Annotated in this window: 19 protein-coding genes; 12 read left to right on the top strand and 7 right to left on the bottom strand. The window is 63.4% G+C overall.

What is annotated here, in order from left to right; translation table 11 throughout:
* Positions 1–29: 29 nt before the first annotated feature.
* The 6 genes from BCY88_RS23035 to BCY88_RS23010 all read left to right on the top strand — a co-directional run bounded on the left by BCY88_RS23035 (position 30) and on the right by BCY88_RS23010 (position 6,970).
* Positions 30–1,658: an ABC transporter substrate-binding protein gene (locus BCY88_RS23035; RefSeq protein WP_120346487.1), complete on the top strand. Its 1,629-nt coding sequence runs from the start codon at positions 30–32 to the stop codon at positions 1,656–1,658.
* Positions 1,659–1,790: 132 nt separating this feature from the next.
* Positions 1,791–2,801 carry an ABC transporter permease subunit gene (locus tag BCY88_RS23030; RefSeq protein ID WP_120346486.1) on the top strand — a complete coding sequence of 337 codons (1,011 nt, stop codon included), beginning with the start codon at positions 1,791–1,793 and terminating at the stop codon, positions 2,799–2,801.
* Positions 2,802–2,886: 85 nt separating this feature from the next.
* Positions 2,887–3,804 carry an ABC transporter permease subunit gene (locus BCY88_RS23025; RefSeq protein ID WP_120346485.1) on the top strand — a complete coding sequence of 306 codons (918 nt, stop codon included), beginning with the start codon at positions 2,887–2,889 and terminating at the stop codon, positions 3,802–3,804.
* Position 3,805: 1 nt separating this feature from the next.
* Positions 3,806–4,810, top strand: a complete 1,005-nt coding sequence (locus tag BCY88_RS23020; protein ID WP_120346484.1) for an ABC transporter ATP-binding protein — start codon at positions 3,806–3,808, stop codon at positions 4,808–4,810.
* Positions 4,807–5,826, top strand: a complete 1,020-nt coding sequence (locus tag BCY88_RS23015; RefSeq protein ID WP_120346483.1) for a peptide ABC transporter ATP-binding protein — start codon at positions 4,807–4,809, stop codon at positions 5,824–5,826. Before BCY88_RS23020 ends, BCY88_RS23015 begins: the two co-directional genes overlap by 4 nt.
* Positions 5,819–6,970 carry a TraB/GumN family protein gene (locus BCY88_RS23010; protein ID WP_120346482.1) on the top strand — a complete coding sequence of 384 codons (1,152 nt, stop codon included), beginning with the start codon at positions 5,819–5,821 and terminating at the stop codon, positions 6,968–6,970. The genes BCY88_RS23015 and BCY88_RS23010 overlap by 8 nt, the downstream gene beginning before the upstream one ends.
* A gap of 28 nt (positions 6,971–6,998) precedes the next feature.
* On the opposite strand, the gene BCY88_RS23005 is transcribed toward BCY88_RS23010, so the two are convergent.
* The 6 genes from BCY88_RS23005 to pxpB all read right to left on the bottom strand — a co-directional run bounded on the left by BCY88_RS23005 (position 6,999) and on the right by pxpB (position 13,462).
* Positions 6,999–8,804 (bottom strand): tetratricopeptide repeat protein, encoded by a 1,806-nt coding sequence (locus BCY88_RS23005; protein ID WP_120346552.1) that lies wholly within the window; start codon positions 8,802–8,804, stop codon positions 6,999–7,001.
* Between the two features lie 200 nt (positions 8,805–9,004).
* On the bottom strand, positions 9,005–9,961 hold the full coding sequence (locus BCY88_RS23000) for a DUF979 domain-containing protein (RefSeq protein WP_120346481.1): 957 nt from the start codon (positions 9,959–9,961) through the stop codon (positions 9,005–9,007).
* Complete coding sequence (locus BCY88_RS22995; RefSeq protein WP_120346480.1) at positions 9,958–10,707, bottom strand: DUF969 domain-containing protein; 750 nt, start codon at positions 10,705–10,707, stop codon at positions 9,958–9,960. The genes BCY88_RS23000 and BCY88_RS22995 overlap by 4 nt, the downstream gene beginning before the upstream one ends.
* Before the next feature lie 275 nt (positions 10,708–10,982).
* The gene (gene pxpA, locus BCY88_RS22990; RefSeq protein WP_120346479.1) at positions 10,983–11,735 is read right to left on the bottom strand and encodes a 5-oxoprolinase subunit PxpA; all 753 of its coding nucleotides are present in this window, start codon (positions 11,733–11,735) and stop codon (positions 10,983–10,985) included.
* Between the two features lie 24 nt (positions 11,736–11,759).
* Complete coding sequence (locus tag BCY88_RS22985) at positions 11,760–12,812, bottom strand: 5-oxoprolinase subunit C family protein (protein ID WP_120346478.1); 1,053 nt, start codon at positions 12,810–12,812, stop codon at positions 11,760–11,762.
* Positions 12,809–13,462 (bottom strand): 5-oxoprolinase subunit PxpB, encoded by a 654-nt coding sequence (gene pxpB, locus BCY88_RS22980; RefSeq protein ID WP_120346477.1) that lies wholly within the window; start codon positions 13,460–13,462, stop codon positions 12,809–12,811. Before pxpB ends, BCY88_RS22985 begins: the two co-directional genes overlap by 4 nt.
* 206 nt (positions 13,463–13,668) lie before the next feature.
* Between pxpB and BCY88_RS22975 the strand changes: the two genes are divergently transcribed.
* Positions 13,669–14,181, top strand: coding sequence for a winged helix DNA-binding protein (locus tag BCY88_RS22975; protein ID WP_120346476.1), 513 nt, complete (start codon positions 13,669–13,671; stop codon positions 14,179–14,181).
* 81 nt (positions 14,182–14,262) lie between these two features.
* On the opposite strand, the gene BCY88_RS22970 is transcribed toward BCY88_RS22975, so the two are convergent.
* Positions 14,263–14,805: a 5-formyltetrahydrofolate cyclo-ligase gene (locus tag BCY88_RS22970; RefSeq protein ID WP_259461491.1), complete on the bottom strand. Its 543-nt coding sequence runs from the start codon at positions 14,803–14,805 to the stop codon at positions 14,263–14,265.
* 77 nt (positions 14,806–14,882) lie between these two features.
* Here BCY88_RS22970 and BCY88_RS22965 point away from each other — a divergent pair, with 77 nt between their 5' ends.
* The 5 genes from BCY88_RS22965 to BCY88_RS22945 form a co-directional block, all read left to right on the top strand.
* Entirely contained in the window at positions 14,883–16,850 is a 1,968-nt protein-coding gene (locus tag BCY88_RS22965) for a lytic transglycosylase domain-containing protein (protein WP_120346475.1), read from the top strand.
* A gap of 81 nt (positions 16,851–16,931) precedes the next feature.
* The gene (locus BCY88_RS22960; RefSeq protein ID WP_120346474.1) at positions 16,932–17,885 is read left to right on the top strand and encodes a complex I NDUFA9 subunit family protein; all 954 of its coding nucleotides are present in this window, start codon (positions 16,932–16,934) and stop codon (positions 17,883–17,885) included.
* A 35-nt stretch (positions 17,886–17,920) separates the two neighbouring features.
* Entirely contained in the window at positions 17,921–18,574 is a 654-nt protein-coding gene (locus BCY88_RS22955; protein WP_120346473.1) for a glutathione S-transferase family protein, read from the top strand.
* Positions 18,571–19,803, top strand: a complete 1,233-nt coding sequence (locus BCY88_RS22950; protein WP_120346472.1) for a multifunctional CCA addition/repair protein — start codon at positions 18,571–18,573, stop codon at positions 19,801–19,803. Before BCY88_RS22955 ends, BCY88_RS22950 begins: the two co-directional genes overlap by 4 nt.
* Positions 19,804–20,095: 292 nt before the next feature.
* Positions 20,096–20,823: IS30 family transposase (locus tag BCY88_RS22945; protein ID WP_147408512.1), on the top strand; the 728-nt coding region annotated here is incomplete at its 3' end.

Genomic DNA, 20,823 nt, shown 5'->3' with positions numbered 1-20,823 from the left:
CGTCAGCCAGCCTCGAACTTGGAGGAAACATGAAGCAAAACAATCTGTTGCGCGCCGCGCGTGTTACGACGCTCGTCGCAGCTGCAGCGGCATCGATGGTAGGCGCAAGTGTTGCGCGCGCCGAGATTCCGAATAAAACCCTGGTTTACTGCTCAGAAGGCAGTCCTGCGGGTTTCGATCCGGCCCAATACACCACGGGCACCGATTTCACGGCGAATACGTTCACCGTCTATAACCGCCTCGTCGAATTCGAGCGCGGCGGCACCAAGGTCGAGCCGGGCCTCGCCGAAAAGTGGGATGTCTCCGCGGACGGCAAGACCTACACGTTCCATCTGCGTCATGGCGTGAAGTTCCAGACCACGTCGTTCTTCAAGCCCACGCGCGAATTCAACGCGGACGACGTCGTGTTCACGTTCCAGCGCATGCTGGACACGAACCAGCCGTTCCGTAAGGCGTACCCCGTCCAGTTCCCGTACTTTACGGACATGGGCCTCGACAAGCTGATCACCAGCGTCGAAAAGGTCGATCCGTATACGGTCAAGTTCACGCTGAAGGAAGTCAACGCCCCGTTCATCCAGAACATGGCGATGGAATACGCGTCGATCCTCTCGGCCGAGTATGGCGATCAGCTGCTGAAGGCCGGCAAGGCTGCCGACATCAACCAGTACCCGGTCGGCACGGGCCCGTTCATCTTCCGCAGCTACACGAAAGACGCGACGATCCGTTTCGACGGCAATCCGGATTACTGGAAGCCGAACGCCGTGAAGATTTCCAAGCTGATCTTCTCGATCACGCCGGACGCCGGTGTGCGCGTGCAGAAGATCAAGCGCGACGAATGCCAGGTGATGAGCTATCCGCGTCCGGCCGACATCGCGCCGCTGAAGGCTGAAGCGAACATCGACATGCCGTCGCAGCCGGGCTTCAACCTGGGCTACCTCGCGTACAACGTGACGCACAAGCCGGTCGATAAGGTCGAAGTGCGTCAGGCGCTCGACATGGCGATCAACAAGAAGGCGATTATCGAGTCGGTGTATCAAGGCGCAGGCCAGGCCGCAACGAACCCGATGCCGCCGACCCAATGGTCGTACGACAAGAATCTGAAGAGCGCATCGTACGATTCGGACAAGGCCAAGGCGCTGCTGGCAAAGGCCGGTTATCCGAACGGCTTCGACATTACGCTGTGGGCGATGCCGGTGCAACGCGCGTACAACCCGAACGCCCGTCTGATGGCGGAAATGATCCAGGCCGACTGGGCCAAGATCGGCGTGAAGGCGAAGATCGTCACCTATGAATGGGGCGAGTACATCAAGCGCGCTCACGCAGGTGAAGACGACACGATGCTGATCGGCTGGACCGGCGACAACGGCGATCCGGACAACTGGCTCGGCACGCTGCTCGGCTGCGAAGCGGTGAACGGCAACAACTTTTCGAAGTGGTGCTACAAGCCGTTCGACGATCTGATCCAGAAGGGACGTGTCACGTCCGATCAGGGCGCGCGCACGACGGCCTACATGCAGGCGCAGCAGATTTTCGCGCAGCAACTGCCGTTCTCGCCGATCGCTCACTCGACCGTGTACCAGCCTGTCAGCAAGAAGGTGGTCGACATGCGTATCGAGCCGCTCGGTTATGCGCGCTTCGACGGCGTCAGCGTCAAGTAAAGGTAATACAGTCAAGCTTACGCAGTAGATTTTCGCACGGTTAGAAAACTGGTCGAAATGGTCCGGCGACCGGGGTCACAAGCCCTCGTCGCCGGTTGCGTTTTTTCTTCATCAAGACCATAGGGACGAACCATGTTCCGCTTTGTTTTGCGCCGCATCGGCATGGTGATACCGACCTTCATCGGCATCACGATCCTTGCGTTTGCGCTGATTCACCTGATACCGGGCGACCCCATCGAAGTGATGATGGGCGAGCGCGGCGTCGATCCCGCCATGCATGCGGCCGCACTGCATCGCCTCGGGCTCGACGAGTCCTTGCCCATGCAGTACATCCACTATGTTGGCCGCGCCGCGCACGGCGACCTCGGCACTTCGATCATCACCAATACCAGCGTGATGGGCGAATTTCTCGCACGCTTTCCCGCCACCGTTGAGCTGGGGTTCTGCGCGATGCTGTTCGCGTTGATCGTCGGCCTTCCGGCGGGCGTGTTCGCGGCCTTGAGGCGCGGCACGGTGGTCGATCACGGTGTGATGGGCACGGCGCTGACCGGCTACTCGATGCCGATCTTCTGGTGGGGCTTGATCCTCATCATGCTGTTTTCCGTGGACCTCGGCTGGACGCCGGTGTCGGGCCGCATCGCGGTCGAATACGACATTCCGCACGTGACCGGCTTCATGCTGATCGACGCGTTCATGTCCACCGACGAAGGCGCGTTCAAATCCGCGCTCAGCCATCTGATCCTGCCGGCCATTGTGCTCGGCACGATTCCGCTGGCGGTTGTCGCGCGGATGACGCGTTCGTCGATGCTCGAAGTGCTGCGCGAAGACTACATTCGCACGGCGCGCGCGAAGGGCTTGTCGCCCGCGCGCGTGATCATCGTGCATGCGTTGCGTAATGCGCTGATTCCGGTCGTGACCGTGATCGGCCTGCAGGTCGGCACGCTGCTGGCCGGCGCGGTGCTGACCGAGACGCTGTTTTCGTGGCCGGGTATCGGCAAGTGGCTGATCGACGCGATCGGCCGGCGCGACTATCCGGTGGTGCAGGGCGGTATTCTGATGATCGCCACGCTCGTGATCGTCGTGAACCTCGTCGTCGATTTGCTGTACGGCGTGCTGAACCCGCGCATTCGCCATACGAGGTAAATATGAACCCCCACGCTCACTTGTGCTCGCTGCCCCCCGAGGGGGCGCATGCCTCCCTTGAGTCGGCTCGGCGGGAGGCATGACCATGGCAGACCTACAAAACACAGTTCCCCAGGCCGTCACTCCCCCGAGTGGCCGTGCCATCGCCGCCCGTGAATTCTGGGCGAATTTCTCACGTAACCGTGGTGCGGTTGGCGCCGGCATTGTCGTGCTGGCGTTGATCTTCATCGCGATCTTCGCACCGTTGATCGCGCCGCATAGCCCGATCGAGCAGTATCGCGACTCCGTCAAGATTCCGCCCGCCTGGCTCGACGGCGGCAACTGGAAGTTCATTCTCGGCACCGACGAAGCGGGCCGCGACATCCTCTCGCGTTTGATGTACGGCGCGCGTCTGTCGTTCTGGATCGGCTTCGTCTCGGTGGTGCTCGCGCTGATTCCGGGCATTGTGCTCGGCCTGATCGCGGCCTTTTTCGAGAAGTGGGCCGATACGCCGATCATGCGCATCATGGACGTGCTGCTCGCATTGCCTTCGCTGCTGCTCGCCGTCGCGGTGGTCGCGATCATCGGGCCGGGTCTCGTCAACACCATGCTGGCTATCGCGATCGTCGCGCTGCCGGGTTATGTGCGGTTGACGCGTGCTTCGGCGCAAGGCGAATTGCAGAAAGAGTATGTGACGGCTTCACGCGTGGCCGGCGCGAGTACCTTGCGCCTGATGTTCTCGCAAGTGCTGCCGAACTGCACTGCACCGCTGATCGTGCAGGCTACCTTGGGCTTTTCGTCGGCGATTCTCGATGCCGCGGCGCTCGGCTTTCTCGGCCTCGGCGTGCAACCGCCGTCGGCGGAGTGGGGCGCGATGCTGGCCTCGGCGCGCGACTATATCGACAGCGCCTGGTGGATCGTCACGATGCCGGGTCTTTCCATCCTGATCTCGGTGCTCGCGATCAATCTGCTCGGCGACGGGCTGCGCGACGCACTCGATCCCAAACTGAAACGGATGGCATGACATGGATAAATTACTGACCATCCGCAATCTGGCGGTGAATTTCAACGGTCTACCCGCCGTCGACCGTATCAACCTCGATGTCGCGCCGGGCGAAGTGGTCGGCGTGGTCGGCGAATCGGGCTCGGGTAAAAGCGTCACGATGATGGCGCTGATGGGCCTGATCGACGCGCCGGGCAAAGTCACCGCTGATGAAGTCACCTTCAACGGCAAGAACCTGCTGAAGGCCTCCGCGCGCGAGCGCCGCAAGATCATCGGCAAAGACATCGCGATGGTGTTCCAGGACGCGCTCACCAGTCTGAATCCGAGCTACACGGTCGGCTATCAGATCAAGGAAGTGCTCAAGCTGCACGAAGGCCTGCGCGGCAGTGCACTGGACAAACGCGCGCTGGAATTGCTCGACCAGGTCGGCATTCCGGACGCGAAGGGCCGTATCACGTCGTTCCCGCATCAGATGTCGGGCGGTATGAACCAGCGCGTGATGATCGCCATGGCGATTGCCTGCAACCCGAAGCTGCTGATCGCCGACGAGCCGACCACCGCGCTCGACGTGACGATCCAGGCGCAGATCATGGAGCTGCTGATCAAGCTGCAGAAGGAACGCGGCATGGCGCTCGTGCTGATCTCGCACGATCTGGCCGTGGTGTCCGAGGTCGCGCAGCGCGTCGCGGTCATGTACGCTGGCGAAGTGATCGAAACCAACCGCGTGCCGGACATCTTCGCAGCGCCTCATCATCCGTACACGGAGGCTTTGCTGGCGGCGATTCCTGAGCACAATGTCGGCGCGGTGCGGCTCGCCGCGCTGCCTGGCATGGTGCCGGGGCGTGACGACCGTCCCAAAGGATGTCTGTTCGCGCCGCGCTGCAAGTACGTGGTCGACGACTGCATGAAGGCACGTCCCGCGCTGGCGCCGATGCAAGGTCACGCTGAAGTGGCGCGGGTGCGCTGCATCAAACCCCTGAACCTGAGCGGCGACGCCAACGTTCACACCCATGGAGGCGCACGATGAACGCAGTACTCGAACCGCGGCGCCAGTCGGGCCATGCGGGCGATCACGTGCTGGTTGCCGACAAGCTTGCGCGTTACTACACGGTCAAGCGCGGCATGTTCAGCCAGGGGACGGTAAAGGCTTTGAACGGCGTGTCGTTTGCGCTCGAACGCGGCAAGACCCTGGCGGTGGTCGGTGAATCCGGCTGCGGCAAATCGACGCTCGCGCGGCAACTGACCATGATCGAAGCGCCTAGCGCGGGCCGCCTGCTGATCGACGGTGAGGACGTGGCCGGCGCCGATCACGCGAAGATCGCCGCGCTGCGGCGGCGCGTGCAGATGGTGTTTCAGAATCCGTTCGCTTCGCTGAATCCGCGTAAGACCGTCGAGCAGACGCTTGGCGAACCGCTCGCGATCAACACGCAGATGAGCTCGACCGAACGCGCCGAGCGGATCGCGCAGATGATGCGTACGGTCGGCCTGCGTCCGGAGCACGCAAAGCGCTATCCGCACATGTTCTCGGGCGGTCAGCGTCAGCGCGTGGCGATTGCGCGCGCGATGATCCTCGATCCGCAGATCGTGGTCGCCGATGAGCCGGTGTCCGCGCTCGACGTGTCGATCCAGGCGCAGATTCTCAATCTGTTCATGGATCTGCAGGAGCAGTTCAAAACCAGCTACGTGTTCATCTCGCACAACCTGTCGGTGGTGGAGCACATCGCCGACGATGTGATGGTGATGTACTTCGGTGGCGTGGCGGAGCTCGGCGACAAGAAGCGGATTTTCTCGAACCCGCGTCATCCGTACACGCGTGCGCTGATGTCGGCCACGCCTTCGATCTTCGAAGCGGATCGCACCATCAAGATCAAGCTGCAAGGTGAAATGCCGTCGCCGCTGAATCCGCCATCGGGTTGCACGTTCCACCAGCGCTGCCCGTACGTGATCGACCGGTGCCGCAGCGAAGAACCGAAGTTGCGTGAAGTGGATGGCCGTCAGGTGTCGTGTCACCGTGCCGAGGAGGTGGGGGACGTGGATGCCTGATGCAGTGGCGGCGCGTCGTCCTACGCGCCGCTCGCGTGATGACGGCCGCCACGTGGCTTTCGCGCGGCGCCGGGGAGCGCGTGCACTAACCGGTGCCGCGCTCCTCGGCGTTTGTTGTGTCTTTCTTTTGAGCGTGCTGCCGATCGGCGTTGCGCATGCCGCCGGGGCGGCTGCCAATACGCCCGCTCAGGCCGGGCGGCCGGCAATGCAGGTGCCCAATCTGCAGACGCCGCCGCGCGCCACCTTGCCAGGTTTCAATCCACCGCCCGCCACGCCGGGCACCACGGCGAGCGGTCCGGTGCGCCTGCAGCCGGCGCGCATGCCGTTCTATGTCGCCACGCGCGGCACCACAACCATCTACGTGCTCGGCACGTTGCACGTCGGCGATCCCGCCGACTATCCGCCCCAACAGCCGTTCCGAGCACCGATTCTCGGCGCATTGGTGGCCTCGCCGACGCTGGCGCTTGAACTCTCACCCGACGAACTGCTGGTCTCGCAGGACGACGTGTCGAAGTACGGCATATGCCGCCGCGACTGTCTGCCGGGCCTGCTGCCCGAGCCCTTGTGGCACAAGCTGGCCGCGCGCCTGCGCGGCAATCCCGCGGCGCTGGATGAAATCAAGAAGATGCGCCCGTGGCTCGCGTCCCTGGTGGTCGAAACCTACGATTCGCTGAGTGCCGGTTTGCAGACCGAGTACGGCACGGAAGCGCAGCTGCAAAACGTGTACATCAGGACGCGCGGCAAGATCGTCGGCCTTGAGACGCTGCATCAGCAGATGCGCGCGTTCACCGGGCTTTCGCTCGCGCAACAGCGCGAAATGCTGGCGCAGGACCTGGTGCAGACACCCCAGGAAAATGTCGACGATGTGAAGACCTTGCATCGGCTATGGCGCGTGGGGGACGCCGATGCGATTGCGGCCTGGCAGGCCGCGAAGTCGGAGAAACTGGCCCGCGACAAGCGCATCTCCGATTCGATCGACAACAAGATCGTGTACGAACGCAATCGGCGCTTCGTGTCGCGGATGCTGCTGATCGCCGGGCCGAACAAGCCGGTGTTCGTGGCGATCGGCGCATTGCATCTGGGCGGCCGCAAGGGCGTGCTGCAGTTGTTGCGGCAGCACGGGTTCGTGGTCGATGCGGGCTGAGACGCCTGAAATCCGCGCGGCCCAGGTTTTATCGGCTGCCCTCGCGTAGCGCTTGCGACACACGTTCGACCACCTGCGTCCAATCGGTTAAGGCCGTTTGCCGGAACAGTTTCATGGTCGGATACCAGGGCGAATCGTTGCGCTCTTCGAGCCAGCGCCAGTCCGAATTAGCGGGCAGCAATACCCAGACGGGTTTTCCCAGCGCGGCAGCGAGGTGGGCCACGCCGGTGTCCACGGCAATCACCAGATCGAGATTCATGATCAGCGCGGCGGTGTCGTCGAAGTTGTGCAGATCGGCGGTGAAATCGTGGGCCCGGAAAGCTTCAGGCGCGTCGGCCAACTGATCGTGCGCCGGGCCTTTCTGCAGGGCATACCAGGCAACGTCGTTCGCCTCGCTTAGCGAGGCCAGATCGGCCAGCGCCACGGAGCGATAGCGGTCGTTGCCAAACGTCGGACTGCCGGCCCACACCAGACCCACTTTGCGTTTCGATTTGCCGGCTGCGTCCACCCGTTTGCGCCATGTCCTGATCTGCGCCTTGTCGGCGAACAGATACGGCACGTTGACGGGAATGCTCGACAGTTCGGTGCCGACGCACGACGGCACGCTCATCATCGGCACCCAGAAGTCGTACTCGCCCTCGGGCTTGCCACTGAACGCGCGACGCACGCCCGGAATGCGTCCAACCAGCGGCAACAGCGGCTCGCGCACGCAGAGGTCGACCGTGGCGCCGCGTTGTTCGAGCTCATGCGCATAGCGCAGAAACTGGAAGTGGTCGCCGAAACCCTGTTCGCCGACCAGCAACAGACGGCGCCCCTCGAGCGGTTCGCCATGCCACTCGGCGACGCCCGGCACGGCGATCGCCTCGTAATCGCGCTTGCGCCAGCGCTTTGCAAACTCCGCCCAGCCTTGCTTGTAGTCGCCGCGCTTGAGCAACAGCCACGCGAGATTCTGATGCGCGTCCGCGTAGTCGGGATCGAGCGCCAACGCATGGCGATACAGGTCTTCCTCCTCGTCGAGACAGCCTTGCGCGCCGAGCGATGCGCCGAGGCAAACCAGATTGGTCGGGTTCGGCTTGAGTTCGACCGCCTGCCGATATTGAGCTTCGGCGCCGGCGTAGTCGCCAAGCTTGCCGATCAGGCTGCCGAGGTTGACATGCGCCTCGGCGTAATTGGGGCGCAGCGAGAGCGCGTGCTGAAAGCTGGCGATGGCGGCATCGTGATTGTCCTGCGCGTTGTGCGCATTGCCCGCGTTGAAGTGCGCTTCCGCCGATTGCGGGTCGAGTGCCAGCGCGTCCTGATAGCACGCCAGTGCTTCGTCGTAGCGCTCGAGTTTGCTCAGCGCCGAGCCGAGGTTCAGAAGCGCGTCGATGAACAGCGGATTCGCTGCCAGCGCCAGCCGGTATTGCCCGATCGCTTCGTCGAACGCGCCTTGCGCTTGCAGCGCGACGCCGAAATTGTTGCGCGCGTCGGCGAAATCCGGCCGCAGCTGCAACGCCTGGTCGTAGCAGATCATGGCTTCCTGGGAGTGGCCGAGCGCGGCGGCCACGAGACCGCGGTTGCTCCAGCAGACGGCGTCGGTGCGATCGCGCTTGAGTGCTTCGCTCATCAACTCCGCAGCGAAGCTGTGGTTGCCGCGCTGATGTTGCAGCACGCCGAAATAGTGCAGCGCGCCGGCATGCGCAGGGTCGAGCGCGAGAGCCTCGCGGTAGAGCGGCTCGGCGGCATCGAGCCGGCCGGCCTGGTGTGCTTCGAGCGCGGCGTCGACTACCGAGGCGAGATAGGCGGAAGGCGGCGCGCCGGCGCTCGCGGTGTCGGGGTGGGAGGGTTGTTCCATGAGAACCTGCTGGAGAGCGCCTGCGGCGCGCATTGCGTGCGCCGGCGCGTGTGGATGGGAGACCATCCACCAGCTTATGTTCAGGTACTCATGTTGACGATCGGACGCATCCTAATTCGGCGGCGTTCGTTCACCACGGCTTATGCAACTCGCCGCCCGCGTGCGACACCACTATCTCGCACGCGGCCAGGTCAACAGTCCTACAGGAACATCAGGAAATTCAGCAGGAAGATGTTCACAACCAGCAGGGTCAAGGCGGTCGGCACTTGCACCTTGATCACGGCGTTCTTGTCCGGCAACTCCAGCAGCGCCGCCGGCACCATGTTGAAGTTCGCGGCCATCGGCGTCATCAGCGTGCCGCAATAGCCCGAGAACATGCCGATCGCGACCATCACCGCCGGATTGCCGTGAAACACGCCGACCAGAATCGGCACGCCGACGCCGCCCGTCATCACCGGAAATGCGGCGAAGCCGTTGCCCATCACCATCGTGAAGAGCGCCATGCCGATGCAGTACACGGCCACCGCGACAAACCGGTAGTCGAGGCTGATGTAGGCCGTGGTCACGTGAGCGACCGCCTTGCCGACGCCCGCGTCCGAGAACACGAGGCCAAGCATGCCGAGCATCTGCGGCAGCACCGCGGCCCATGACAGCGCATCGACCAGGCGGCGCGCCTCTTTCATCGACTGGCCGACGGTGTCGCGTGTCATCACGCAGGCAATCGCCAGCGCGATCACACAGCCAATGCCGAAGCCGATCAGGGTGACGTTGGCCTTCTCGATCAACGGCATGCCGCCGAAGATCAGATGGCTGGCCGACAGCGTAATGACCACGGTGACGACCGGAATCGTCAACGCGGGCACGAACAGCTTGTTGCCCAGACGCGCGGCGCTGGCCTTGCGGGCTTCGAGCGACAGCAGCTTCGGCTTCGCCGCGGTTACGCCGCCGAAGCCCGCGGCCAGCGCCATCACGATCACCAGCACGCCGACCACGGAGGCCGGCAGCTTGTCGCCGATCAGGAAGATCAGCGCGTAAAGAATCCAGAAGCCGCCGGCGGTGAAACGGCGCGGGTGCTCCTTGTCGGTGACGATCATGCCGCCGATCACAAGCAGCACCACGCCCAGCAGCCAGAACAGATAGGTAATCGTGAGCGTCATGCTTTGTCTCCTGCGGCGGGTTGCGTCGGCGAAACGGATGCGGCGTTCGCTGCGGCATTGCCGCGCAGTTCGCGCTCGAGCCTGCGGTCGAGCAGATACAGACGGAAGCCGTGAATGATGAACGCGCTGATCGCGGTCGGGATGCCCCAGACAGCCACGTGAATCGGCTCGACGACGATGCCGGCCTCTTTCAGGAAGGTCGTCATCAGCACGATGGCGCCGAATGCAACGAAGATGTCTTCGCCGAAGAACAGGCCGACGTTGTCGGTCGCCGCCGAGAAGGCGCGCAACTTGAAGCGAACCGCGTCGCTGATCTTGCCGAAGCGTGTTTCAGTCGCGCCCTCAGCCATGGGGGCGATCAGCGGGCGCACCATCTGCGGATGGCCGCCGAGGCCGGTGAGTCCGACAGCGGCCGTCAGTTCGCGCACCAGCAGATAGACGATCAGCAAACGTCCCGCGGTCGCGGCCTTGATGCTGCCGATCCATGTCTGCGCGCGCTCGCGCAATCCATGCCGCTCCAGCAGGCCGATCACGGCCAGCGGCAACAGGATGATCAGCGGAATATTGCGGGTCTTGATGAAGCCGGTGCCGATTTCGGCAAGGATTTTTTCGAGCGGGAAGTGCGCGGCCAGACCCGTGACGATCGCGGCAACTGCCACGATCAGCATCGGATTGAACCGTAATAAAAAGCCGACGATGATGACGGCCACGCCAATGAGTGGCCATAGACTGACTGTTGTCTGCATCTGGATCTCCAAACAGGGTTTCAACCTCGCCGCTTGTGGCGGCTAACGTGGGCCGGCGCTTGCTGATCCTCGCGCCGTTTTGTTGCCACGGCTCTTGCTGGCCGCGTTGCTTCGACTACACCTGCACCTGCTGCTTTTTGTTGTTCGACGGTGTTGTTCCACTCCGGGTACTGCAAACCATCTGCACCTGGCAAACGCCCCGCAAGGAGCGGGGCGTTCAGGGCATGACAATGGGGCGATTCACGCTGACGGACTCGCGCGGTCCGGCGCGCGGATCAGACGCTCGCGGCGCCTGCCGCGTGTACTTCAATGCCGGCATCTTCCAGCGCGCTGCGGATGCGCCGTGCGAACGCCAGCGCATGCGGGCCGTCGCCGTGCAGGCAGATGGTTTGCGCGTTGAGCGGCACCCAGTGTCCGTCCACGGCCTGCACGCGGCGCTCGCGCACCATGGCGAGCGTGCGCGCGAGCACGACTTCTTCGTCGTCGAGCAGCGCGCCTGGGTCCTTGCGTGGCACGAGCGAGCCGTCGGCACGATAGCCGCGGTCGGCGAAGACTTCTTCCACGGCGATCAGACCTGCTTCGCGCGCGGCCGTCACGAGTCCGCTGTTGGCGAGCGCGAATACCGCGACCGACGGATCGAAATCATGGACCGCCGAGACGATCGCGTCGGCGATCTTCGCGTCGCGCGCGGCCTGGTTGTAAAGCGCACCGTGCGGCTTGACGTGCGCGATGCGCCCGCCCTCGGCCAGTGCGATCGCCGACAGTGCGCCGAGTTGGTACAGCACCCCCGCGTAGATCTCGTGGGCCGGCAAATCCATTTCCTTGCGGCCGAAATTTTCGGGGTCGTTAAAGCTTGGATGCGCGCCGATCGACACGCCTTTTTGTACCGCCCAGCGCACGCAGTCGCGCATCGCGTTGGCGCCGCCTGCGTGCCAGCCGCACGCGATGTTGGCCGAACTGACGAGATCGAGCAGTGCTTCGTCGGAGCCGCAGCCTTCGCCGAGGTCGGCGTTCAAATCGATTTCCATGGTGTTCCTCTACTCTACTTAGTGTTACAGCGTCGCGACCGCCGGCTGGCGCGCGCAGCGCTCCTCGTGCATGGCAATCGCGGCGTCGATCTGCCGCAAATAGGTGCGTTCTTCCAGCAGCGCCTGGCGCGCTTCATAGGGCGTCGTCGGGATGAAACGGATGGCGGCGTTCAGGCGGACCTGGGCGAGCTTCCACAGGTCGGCCTGGATCACGGCGCCGATTTTCGGATAGCCGCCGGTGGTTTGCGCGTCGCTCATCAGCACGATCGGCTGGCCGTTGGGCGGGACCTGAATGGTGCCGGGCAGCACTGCATGCGACAGCAGATCGCTTTTCTGGGTGCGCTTCAGTTGCGTTCCGGCGAGACGGTAGCCCATGCGGTTGCTGTTTGGGGTAACCAGCCATTCGTCGGACCAGAACGATTCGTGCGCTTCTTCAGTGAAGCTGCCGTACTCGGGGCCTTGCAGCACGCGGATCGGCACCGCCCAAGGCACGCCGGACGGATGACGGCCGCGCCGCAGCGGCTCGTGAACCAGCACGAACTTGCACCAGGCGGGCGCTTTCACGCCGAACTCCGGCGCTTCGGGGGTAAAGCCGAGGTGGCCGCGTTGCGGCGGCGCGCCGACCGGCAGACGATCGCCGTCACGCAGTGCCCGGCCGCCGAGTCCGCCGAATTGGCCGGCCAGATCGGTGCTGCGCGAGCCGAGCATCGGCAAAACGTCGATGCCGCCCGCGATACAGACATAGCCGCGCATGCCGCGTTTGGCGGTGTTCAGGACCAGCTCCTGGCCGGCCTGCACTGGCAGGCTCCACCATGAATAGACCGGCTTGCCGTCGAGCGTCGCGCCGAATTCGGTGCCGGTGATGGCCACGCGTGTGGCGCGCAGAAAGCGCAGCACGGTCGGGCCGAAGGTAATTTCCAGGCCGGCCGCGTCGGGCCGGTTGCCGACCAGGCGGTTGCCGACTTCGAGCGATAAACGGTCGAGCGCGCCCCCCATGGCGACGCCGAGGTGCCGGTAGCCGTGGCGGCCAAGATCCTGGATCGTTGTCAGGAGGCCCGCGCGGATCACATCGATCATGCGTGTATCCCCGCAATGGTGAAGCGCACCCGGTCGCCCGGTTGCAGCAGCGTGGGCGGGCGCCGCGCCGGATCGAACAGCGGCAGTTCGGTGCGGCCGATCAACTGCCAGCCGCCGGGGGAGGTGGCCGGATAGATGCCGGTCTGCTCACCGCCAATACCTACCGAACCAGCCGGCACTTCCAGCCGCGGCGATGAGCGGCGCGGCGTGTGCAGCGTTTCGTCGAGCCCGCCCATATAGGCGAAGCCCGGTTGGAAACCGAGGAAAAACACCACGTATTCGCCCGCCGAATGGCGTTGCACGACCTCGCGCACGCTCAGGCCGGTGTGATCGGCGACCGTTTTCAGGTCCGGTCCGAATTCGCCGCCGTATTGCACCGGGATTTCAACTTCGCGGCCGGTTGCGGGCGCGTCGCTCACCGCGTCCCAGGCCGCTTGCAGATGGTTCACCAGCGCGTCGCGATCGGCTTCGAGCGAATCGAACACGAGCGTGAGATTGTTCATGCCTGGGACGACCTCCAGCACATGCGGCCAGTCGCGCGCGGCTTCGGCGGTCGCCCACACGCGCCGCTGGCATTCCAGCGTGGCTGGCGGCGGCGCCTCGCAGACTAGCGCGGCATCACCGAACGGAAAGATTCTGGGTTGGCTCATCGCTTAGTGGCCCTGGTCGAGTCGGAATTGTCGAGCATATCGGACCCCATGAGTTTCAGTCGGCACGGGGTCCGCGATGTTTGGAGCGTACATTATCAATAAAATATCGACAAATTCTCAATAAGCGTTTTCGCCAGGCTCCCGGGAAGGGGCTGCTCGTCGTACACTCCCGACACCTTCCCATCGTGTTTCTCGAGAAATTTCACATGTCGCGCCACCCCACCAAGATCGTCTCCTCGGAACATCTCGTGTCTGACACAAGCGCGGAGCTGTCCGAGCTGGAGTACGCACTCATCATGGCTGGCAACGCATTCAACCGGTGGATGGTGCGCTGCATGTCGGCCGCGGGCGAGAAGGACATGACCGCGATCGAAGTCTCGTTGCTGCACCACGTCAGCCATCGCGAACGGCGCAAGAAACTGGCCGACATCTGCTTCGTGCTGAACATCGAAGACACCCACGTCGCCACCTATGCGTTGAAGAAGCTCGTAGCTAGAGGGTATGTAAAAAGCGAAAAGACCGGCAAGGAAGTGTTCTTCTCGGCCACCGATGCGGGCCGCGAACTCTGCCTGAGGTACCGCGAAGTGCGCGAGAGTTGCCTGATTTCGACGCTGAAGGAGAGCGGTCTGACTAACGAGCAGATCGGCGAGGCGGCACAACTGATGCGCAATGCGTCGGGACTGTATGACACGGCCGCGCGGGCGGCGGCGTCTTTATAACGGGGCGCGGCCGCGGCGCTGGGGGAGGGGCGCGCGCAGGGCGCGCTGAAGGGCGCGCGCCGCACGGCGCTCGTCAAACGCTTAATCCGCTGGGTGGGGATAGCAGCCGGCCTCCGTCACGATCAGATCGAGTGGGATGTCGTGGGCCTCGCGCTGCAGCGCGTCGGTCCGGCACGCTTCATAGGCGATGCCGACCGTGACCGGTTTCGTCGCGCCCGGCCAGCTGGCGAGCGTGCGATCGTAGTAGCCGCCGCCATAGCCGAGCCGGTAGCCGTCGGCGTCGAAGCCGACGCACGGCACGAACAACAGCTCGGGAATGACGACGCGCCCCGAAGTGGGCTCGGCAATCTTGTGATGACCGATCTTCATTGGCATATCCGGCGCCCATGCGTGAAATTCGAGCGGCGCGCCACGTTCCTTGACGACCGGCAGGCTCGCCTCGCGTTGCGCGTCTGCCGCGAGCCAGACCGCGATCGCGGCGCGTGCGTCGAACTCGCCCGTGAGCGGCCAGTAGAACCCGGCGCTGCTCACGCCGTAGCGCTTCAATGCGTCGAGAACGTGGCGCCCGAGCGCGGCATGGCGTGCCGGCTCGGAAGCCGCTTGTAGCCTTGCTTCCAATAGCATTCGACGCAGCGCCTTTTTCGATTCCGCGACAGGGTTGCATGCTATGCTTGGGTTCAATTCGCGCTCCAGAAACAACGATGTCAAAACGCCTCTATCGAGTATATCGCGCGGCCGGTCTGGCGCTTGCCGCTGCGGCACTCGTCGCGTGCAGCACGGCCGCCGCCGTCAAGCCCATTCCCCTTTCGCAACTCACGAACGACGACCAGACCTTCGTCCAGCTTCGCGAAGCCGCCCGCAATAATGATGCGGCGCGTGCAGCGCAACTGGCGAGCATGATCCCGAACTATCCGGCGCCTGCGTATCTGGAGTACTTCCAGATCAAACCGCAGTTGTTCGATTCCAGCGGCCATGCGCGCATCGACGCGCCAGATGCGCCGGTGCTGTCGTTCCTGCAGAGATACGACGGCCAGGCCATTGCCGACCGCTTGCGCAACGACTACCTTACGGTGCTCGGCGCGCGTCATGACTGGCGTAATTTCGATCAGCAATACGCGCGCTTCGTGCTGAACGACGATACGCAGGTGAAGTGCTACGCGCTCGAATCGCGTGCCGCGCGTGGCGAGAACGTTGCCGACGCGGCGCGTGCGCTGCTGGTCGATCCGAAATGGTACGGCGACGGCTGCGTCGATCTGGTTACCGCGCTGGCAGTCAACCAGCAATTCAGCTCCGACGACGTGTGGCAACAGATCCGTCTCGCGTACGAGCAGAACTACACCAGCACCGGCAGCAAGCTCGTCGATGCGCTCAGCAACCAGCCGCCCGATCCGGTGCTGTTCGGCCAGGCCACGAGTACGCCGCCGTTGCTGCTGGCACGCGGTGTCGGTCCGGATACGCAGTCGCATCAACTCGCGCTGCTCGCGATCACGCGCATGGCGCGCAACGACCCGGCCATGGCCGCGGCCACGTTCGCCTCGGTGGCGCCGTCGCTGAGTTCGCCCGAGCGGGCCATCGGCTGGGGCACGATTGCCTATCAGGCCGCGGTCAAGCAGATGCCGAGCGCGGTCGACTGGTACCGGCTTTCGGTGAATGCGCCGCTGTCGACCCCTGCTTACGAATGGCGCACCCGCACAGCACTGCTCGCGGGCGACTGGACGATGGTGCGCTGGTCGATCGAACAGATGCCGGCAGGGCTGCGCAACCAGCCGTCGTGGGTGTACTGGCATGCCCGCGCGCTCAAGCAGGCCGGCGACACCGCCACCGCCAATCAGGAATTCGAGTCGATCTCGCAGGGCTTCAACTTCTATGGCCAGCTGGCTTCCGAAGAGCTCGGTCAGAAGATCACCGTGCCGCCGAAAACCACGGTGAGCGACGCCGAAATCCAGCAGGCCGGCAACACGCCGGGCTTCGATCTGGCGCAGCGGTTCTATGCGCTGAATCTGCGGCTCGAAGGCAATCGCGAATGGAACTGGCCGCTGCGCAACATGAGCGACCGGCAACTGCTCGCCGTGGCCGAATACGCGCGCCGTATCCAGTTGTATGACCGCACGGTCAACACGGCCGACCGCACGAAGAGCGAGCATGATTTCTCGCTGCGCTATCTGTCGCCGTTCAAGGACATCGTGGAGCGCGACGCGCAGTCGAATGGGCTCGACGTCGAATGGGCATATGGGCTGATTCGCCAGGAATCGCGCTTCATCATGAACGCGCGTTCGGAAGTCGGCGCGAGCGGTCTGATGCAGTTGATGCCGGGCACCGCGCAACTGGTGGCGAAGAAAATCGGCCTCGGCCCGATTTCGCGTGAGCAGATGAATGACATCAACACCAACATCCTGCTCGGCACGAACTATTTGTCGATGATCTACAATCAGTTCGACGGGTCCGCCGTGCTGGCCACCGCCGGTTATAACGCCGGTCCCGGCCGCCCGCGCAACTGGCGGCAATCGTTGCAGCGTCCGGTTGAAGGCGCGATCTTTGCCGAAGCGATTCCGTTCCAGGAAACGCGCGACTACGTGAAGAATGTGTTGTCCAACACGGTCTACTACGCGGCATTGTTCGAAGGCCGTCCGCAATCGCTGAAGGCGCGTCTGGGTTATATCGCACCGTAAGCGCCGGGCCGCCGCCGCGTCACTCCGACGCGGCGGTGCGTCACGCCAGCCGTTGCCGCGGCTTCCACCTGGGAGTCGAAAATGCGACACCAAGCCATTGCGATCATCGGCGGTTCCGGTTTTATCGGCAGCTATCTCGTCAACGCGCTCGTCGAAATGGGCAAAGACGTGCGCATTGCCACGCGGCGCCGCTACAACGCCCGCCATCTCACCCTGCTGCCCATCGACGTCATCGAAGCCGACGTGTTCGATCCGGTGCAGCTCGCGCGTTTCGTCGAGGGTGCCGATTGCGTCGTCAATCTCGTTGCCACGTTGCATGGCAAACGCGGCAAGCCTTATGGCCCGGAGTTCGCGCGCATGCACGTCGAATTGCCGACCCGGATCGTGGCGGCTTGCGAAGGCAAGGGCGTGCATCGTTTGATTCATATCAGCGCACTCGGCGCCGACACGAACGGGCCGAGCATGTACTCGCGCTCCAAGGGCGACGGCGAAAAGGCTGTGCACGCGGCGAATCTGGCGTGGACGATTTTCCGGCCGTCCGTGGTGTTCGGCCCCGAAGACCAGCTTCTCAACAAGTTCGCTTTCCTGCAGCGGATGTTCCCGGCGATCCCGCTTGCCATGCCGGACGCGAAATTCCAGCCGGTGTATGTCGGCGACGTGGCGAAAGCGATCTGCAACGTGCTCGATCTCGATGCCGCGAGCGGCCATACTTACGAACTGGGCGGGCCGACTGTCTATACCCTCGAAGACCTCGTCGAGTATTGCGGCAATGTGATTGGCCGGAAAGCGCGGATTATTCGCCTGCCGGAAGCGTTGGCGCGCCTGCAGGCATTGACGTTCGAAATGGCGCCTGGGGAACCGGTGATTTCGCGCGACAATCTCGATTCGATGAAAGTCGACAACGTGCTGAGCGGACCGCTTGCGCCTGAACTCGGCATCGAGCCCGTCAGCATCGAAACCATCGCGCCCGTGTATCTGACCGGTGCGTCGACGCGCTCGCGCTTCGATACGTTTCGCGCCGGCGCGGGGCGTTGAATCATTTTATCTACCCACTTATACAAAGACAGAGCATGAAGCTGCTTATCGGTGACAAGAACTATTCGTCGTGGTCGATGCGTCCGTGGCTGCTGTTCAAGCATTTCGGCATCCCGTTTGAGGAGGTGCTGATTCATCTGAATGAACCCGGCACGAAGTCCGCGATTCTTGCTTATGCGCCGACAGGGCCGGGCAAGTTACCGTGTTTGATCGGCGAAGACGGATCGGCCACGTGGGATACGCTGGCGATCGCCGAGACGCTGGCTGAGCGCTTCACGCAGCATGCATTGTGGCCACGTGACGCGGCAGCCCGTAGCCACGCGCGCAGCGTGAGCGCCGAGATGCACTCGGGCTTTGGCGAATTGCGCTCGAACATGTGGATGAATATTCGCGCGTCGTTTCCCGGCAAGAACGGCACGCCGGGCGCGCTTGCCGACATCGCGCGTATTGACGCGCTCTGGAGCCATTGCCTCGAGACCTACGGCGGCCCGTTCCTGTTCGGTGAGTTCAGCATTGCCGACGCGATGTACGCGCCGGTGGTGATGCGTTTCAACACATGGCAGCCCGGCTTGTCCGAAGCCGCGGCGGCTTATGTTCGTCGCGTGACGGCGCTGCCGGCCGTGAAGGCCTGGATTGACGACGCGCTTCGCGAAACGCACACGATTCCCTATCAAGACGAATGTCCATGAACATTTACGCGGTCGGCGGCGCGATTCGCGACGAGTTACTGGGCGTGCCGGTGCAGGACCGCGATTACGTGGTGGTCGGCGCGACCCCGGAGCAGATGGTGGCGCAGGGCTACCGTCCGGTGGGCAAGGATTTCCCGGTATTCCTGCACCCGAAAACGCACGAGGAATATGCGCTCGCACGCACCGAGCGCAAGACTGCGGCGGGCTATCACGGTTTTCAGTTCTTCTACGCGCCGGACGTCACGCTCGAAGAGGATCTGGCTCGCCGCGATCTGACGATCAATGCAATGGCGCGCGAAATGCGCCCGGACGGCGAACTGACTGGGCCGGTGATCGACCCGTTCAACGGCCGGGGCGATTTGCAGGCGCGGCTGTTTCGTCACGTCAGCGGTGCGTTTCTTGAAGACCCCGTGCGGATTCTGCGGATTGCGCGGTTCGCGGCGCGCTTCGTCGATTTCACGGTGGCGCCGGAGACGATGGCGCTGATGCGCGCGATGGTGAGCGACGGTGAGGTGGACGCGCTGGTGGCGGAGCGCGTGTGGCAGGAGGTGTCACGCGGGTTGATGGAGAAGAAGCCATCGCGGATGTTCGAGGTGCTGCGGGAATGTGGCGCGCTGGCGCGAATCCTCCCGGAGATCGATGCGCTGTTCGGCGTGCCGCAACGGGCGGACTATCACCCCGAAGTGGATACGGGCGTGCATGTGATGATGGTGGTCGACCATGCCGCGCAGCAGGGGTATGCGTTGCCGGTACGGTTCGCGGCGCTCACGCATGACCTGGGCAAAGCAACGACGCCCGAGGACGTATTGCCACGCCATATCGGGCACGAGGGGCGCAGCGTGGATTTGCTGAAACCGTTATGCGAGCGGCTGCGGGTACCGAATGAATGCCGCGATCTGGCGGTGCTGGTGGCGCGGGAACATGGGAATATTCATCGCGTGATGGAGATGGGCGCGGCCGCGCTGGTGAGGTTGCTCGAGCGCAGCGATGCTATCCGGAAACCGGCACGGTTTGCTGAAGCCTTGCAGGCTTGCGAGGCGGATGCACGCGGGCGGCTTGGGTTTGAGATGCGGGAGTATCCGCAGGCTGAGCGGCTGCGGGTTGCGCTTGTTGCTGCGCGGGGAGTTGATGCTGGGGCAGTGGCTAAGCGGCTTGCTGACTCGCCTGGTGGGATTAAGGATGCGGTGCATCGGGAGCGCGTTCGCGCTGTTGAGGTTGTTGTTGGGTGAGGGGGGTTTTGCCTGCGCGGCGCTTTGGGTGTGGTTTTACGATGTTGGCCTTTTCTTGATCTGTTTGTTTGCTCCGCGCGGTTTGGCTGTGCTTTTGTGGTTTTGGCCTTTCCTTGTTCTGGCTTCTTTGGCCTTTCCTTGATTTCTTAATGGTCTATTAGTGTTGCCCCTGTGCGGGGCGGCACTTACTTTCTTTGCCGCCGCAAAGAAAGATAAGCAAAGAAAGCGGCGGCGGATTCAACCGGTCGTTGCAACACCTCTGTTCCAATAGGGAAATGGAGAGTGGAGCACGATGGGACGACAAAGAAGACCGTGGTTGAACACCGCACAGAAGGCGGAAATCTGGAAGCTGTGGCGCGAGGGCGAGTCGCTGAGTGAAATCGCGCGGATGCTCGAGCGCCAGCCGAGTGCCGTTTATCACGTTGTGAACAGGAACGGCGGATTTTCCCCGCCCGTGCGCACACGATCTGCACGGGCACTGACGCTGGCCGAACGCGAGGAGATATCGCGGGGCCTTGTCGCAGGCGGTACGATGGGCGAGATTGCGTTGCAACTGGGGCGCTCGAAATCGACCATCAGCCGGGAGATTTCGCGTAATGGCGGCAGCCACCGATATCGGGCGCACGAGGCCGATGTGAACGCCTGGGAGCGTGCACGGCGGCCCAAGGTGTGTGCGTTGTCAGGCAATGCGCGGCTGCGCCGGCTGGTGGCGGCCAGACTCAAATTAAAATGGGCCCCTGTACAGATAGCGGGATGGCTCAGGCGCGAGTTCCGGGTCAACAAGGACATGCAGATATCACACGAGACGATCTACCGGAGCCTGTTCATCCAGGCACGCGGGGTCCTTAAAAAGGAACTCGTCGAGCATCTTCGTACCAATCGTACGATGCGTCAGGCGAAGAGCGCCTCGGCAAGCGGGCAGAACAGGGGCAGGATAATCGGGGCCGTGTCGATCAGCGAAAGACCGGCCGAAGTGGAAGACCGCGCGGTGCCCGGGCATTGGGAAGGCGATCTGCTGGC

Origin of the sequence: Paraburkholderia fungorum (genome assembly GCF_003610895.1) — a bacterium.
Lineage (GTDB): Bacteria > Pseudomonadota > Gammaproteobacteria > Burkholderiales > Burkholderiaceae > Paraburkholderia > Paraburkholderia fungorum_B.
Note: the sequence above shows the minus strand (reverse complement) of the source record. Positions and strands in the feature narration are given on the sequence as shown.

Bases quoted from the DNA above. Each gene is read 5' to 3' on its own strand.
- BCY88_RS23025 (WP_120346485.1), top strand. From the start codon at position 2,887: ATGGCAGACCTACAAAACACAGTTCCCCAGGCCGTCACTCCCCCGAGT.
- BCY88_RS23030 (WP_120346486.1), top strand. From the start codon at position 1,791: ATGTTCCGCTTTGTTTTGCGCCGCATCGGCATGGTGATACCGACCTTC.
- BCY88_RS23035 (WP_120346487.1), top strand. From the start codon at position 30: ATGAAGCAAAACAATCTGTTGCGCGCCGCGCGTGTTACGACGCTCGTC.
- BCY88_RS22950 (WP_120346472.1), top strand. From the start codon at position 18,571: ATGAACATTTACGCGGTCGGCGGCGCGATTCGCGACGAGTTACTGGGC.
- BCY88_RS23000 (WP_120346481.1), bottom strand. From the start codon at position 9,961: ATGACGCTCACGATTACCTATCTGTTCTGGCTGCTGGGCGTGGTGCTG.
- BCY88_RS23020 (WP_120346484.1), top strand. From the start codon at position 3,806: ATGGATAAATTACTGACCATCCGCAATCTGGCGGTGAATTTCAACGGT.
- BCY88_RS22975 (WP_120346476.1), top strand. From the start codon at position 13,669: ATGTCGCGCCACCCCACCAAGATCGTCTCCTCGGAACATCTCGTGTCT.
- BCY88_RS22965 (WP_120346475.1), top strand. From the start codon at position 14,883: ATGTCAAAACGCCTCTATCGAGTATATCGCGCGGCCGGTCTGGCGCTT.
- BCY88_RS23005 (WP_120346552.1), bottom strand. From the start codon at position 8,804: ATGGAACAACCCTCCCACCCCGACACCGCGAGCGCCGGCGCGCCGCCT.
- pxpB (WP_120346477.1), bottom strand. From the start codon at position 13,462: ATGAGCCAACCCAGAATCTTTCCGTTCGGTGATGCCGCGCTAGTCTGC.
- BCY88_RS23015 (WP_120346483.1), top strand. From the start codon at position 4,807: ATGAACGCAGTACTCGAACCGCGGCGCCAGTCGGGCCATGCGGGCGAT.
- BCY88_RS22995 (WP_120346480.1), bottom strand. From the start codon at position 10,707: ATGCAGACAACAGTCAGTCTATGGCCACTCATTGGCGTGGCCGTCATC.
- BCY88_RS23010 (WP_120346482.1), top strand. From the start codon at position 5,819: ATGCCTGATGCAGTGGCGGCGCGTCGTCCTACGCGCCGCTCGCGTGAT.
- BCY88_RS22960 (WP_120346474.1), top strand. From the start codon at position 16,932: ATGCGACACCAAGCCATTGCGATCATCGGCGGTTCCGGTTTTATCGGC.
- BCY88_RS22985 (WP_120346478.1), bottom strand. From the start codon at position 12,812: ATGATCGATGTGATCCGCGCGGGCCTCCTGACAACGATCCAGGATCTT.
- BCY88_RS22955 (WP_120346473.1), top strand. From the start codon at position 17,921: ATGAAGCTGCTTATCGGTGACAAGAACTATTCGTCGTGGTCGATGCGT.
- BCY88_RS22970 (WP_259461491.1), bottom strand. From the start codon at position 14,805: ATGCTATTGGAAGCAAGGCTACAAGCGGCTTCCGAGCCGGCACGCCAT.
- pxpA (WP_120346479.1), bottom strand. From the start codon at position 11,735: ATGGAAATCGATTTGAACGCCGACCTCGGCGAAGGCTGCGGCTCCGAC.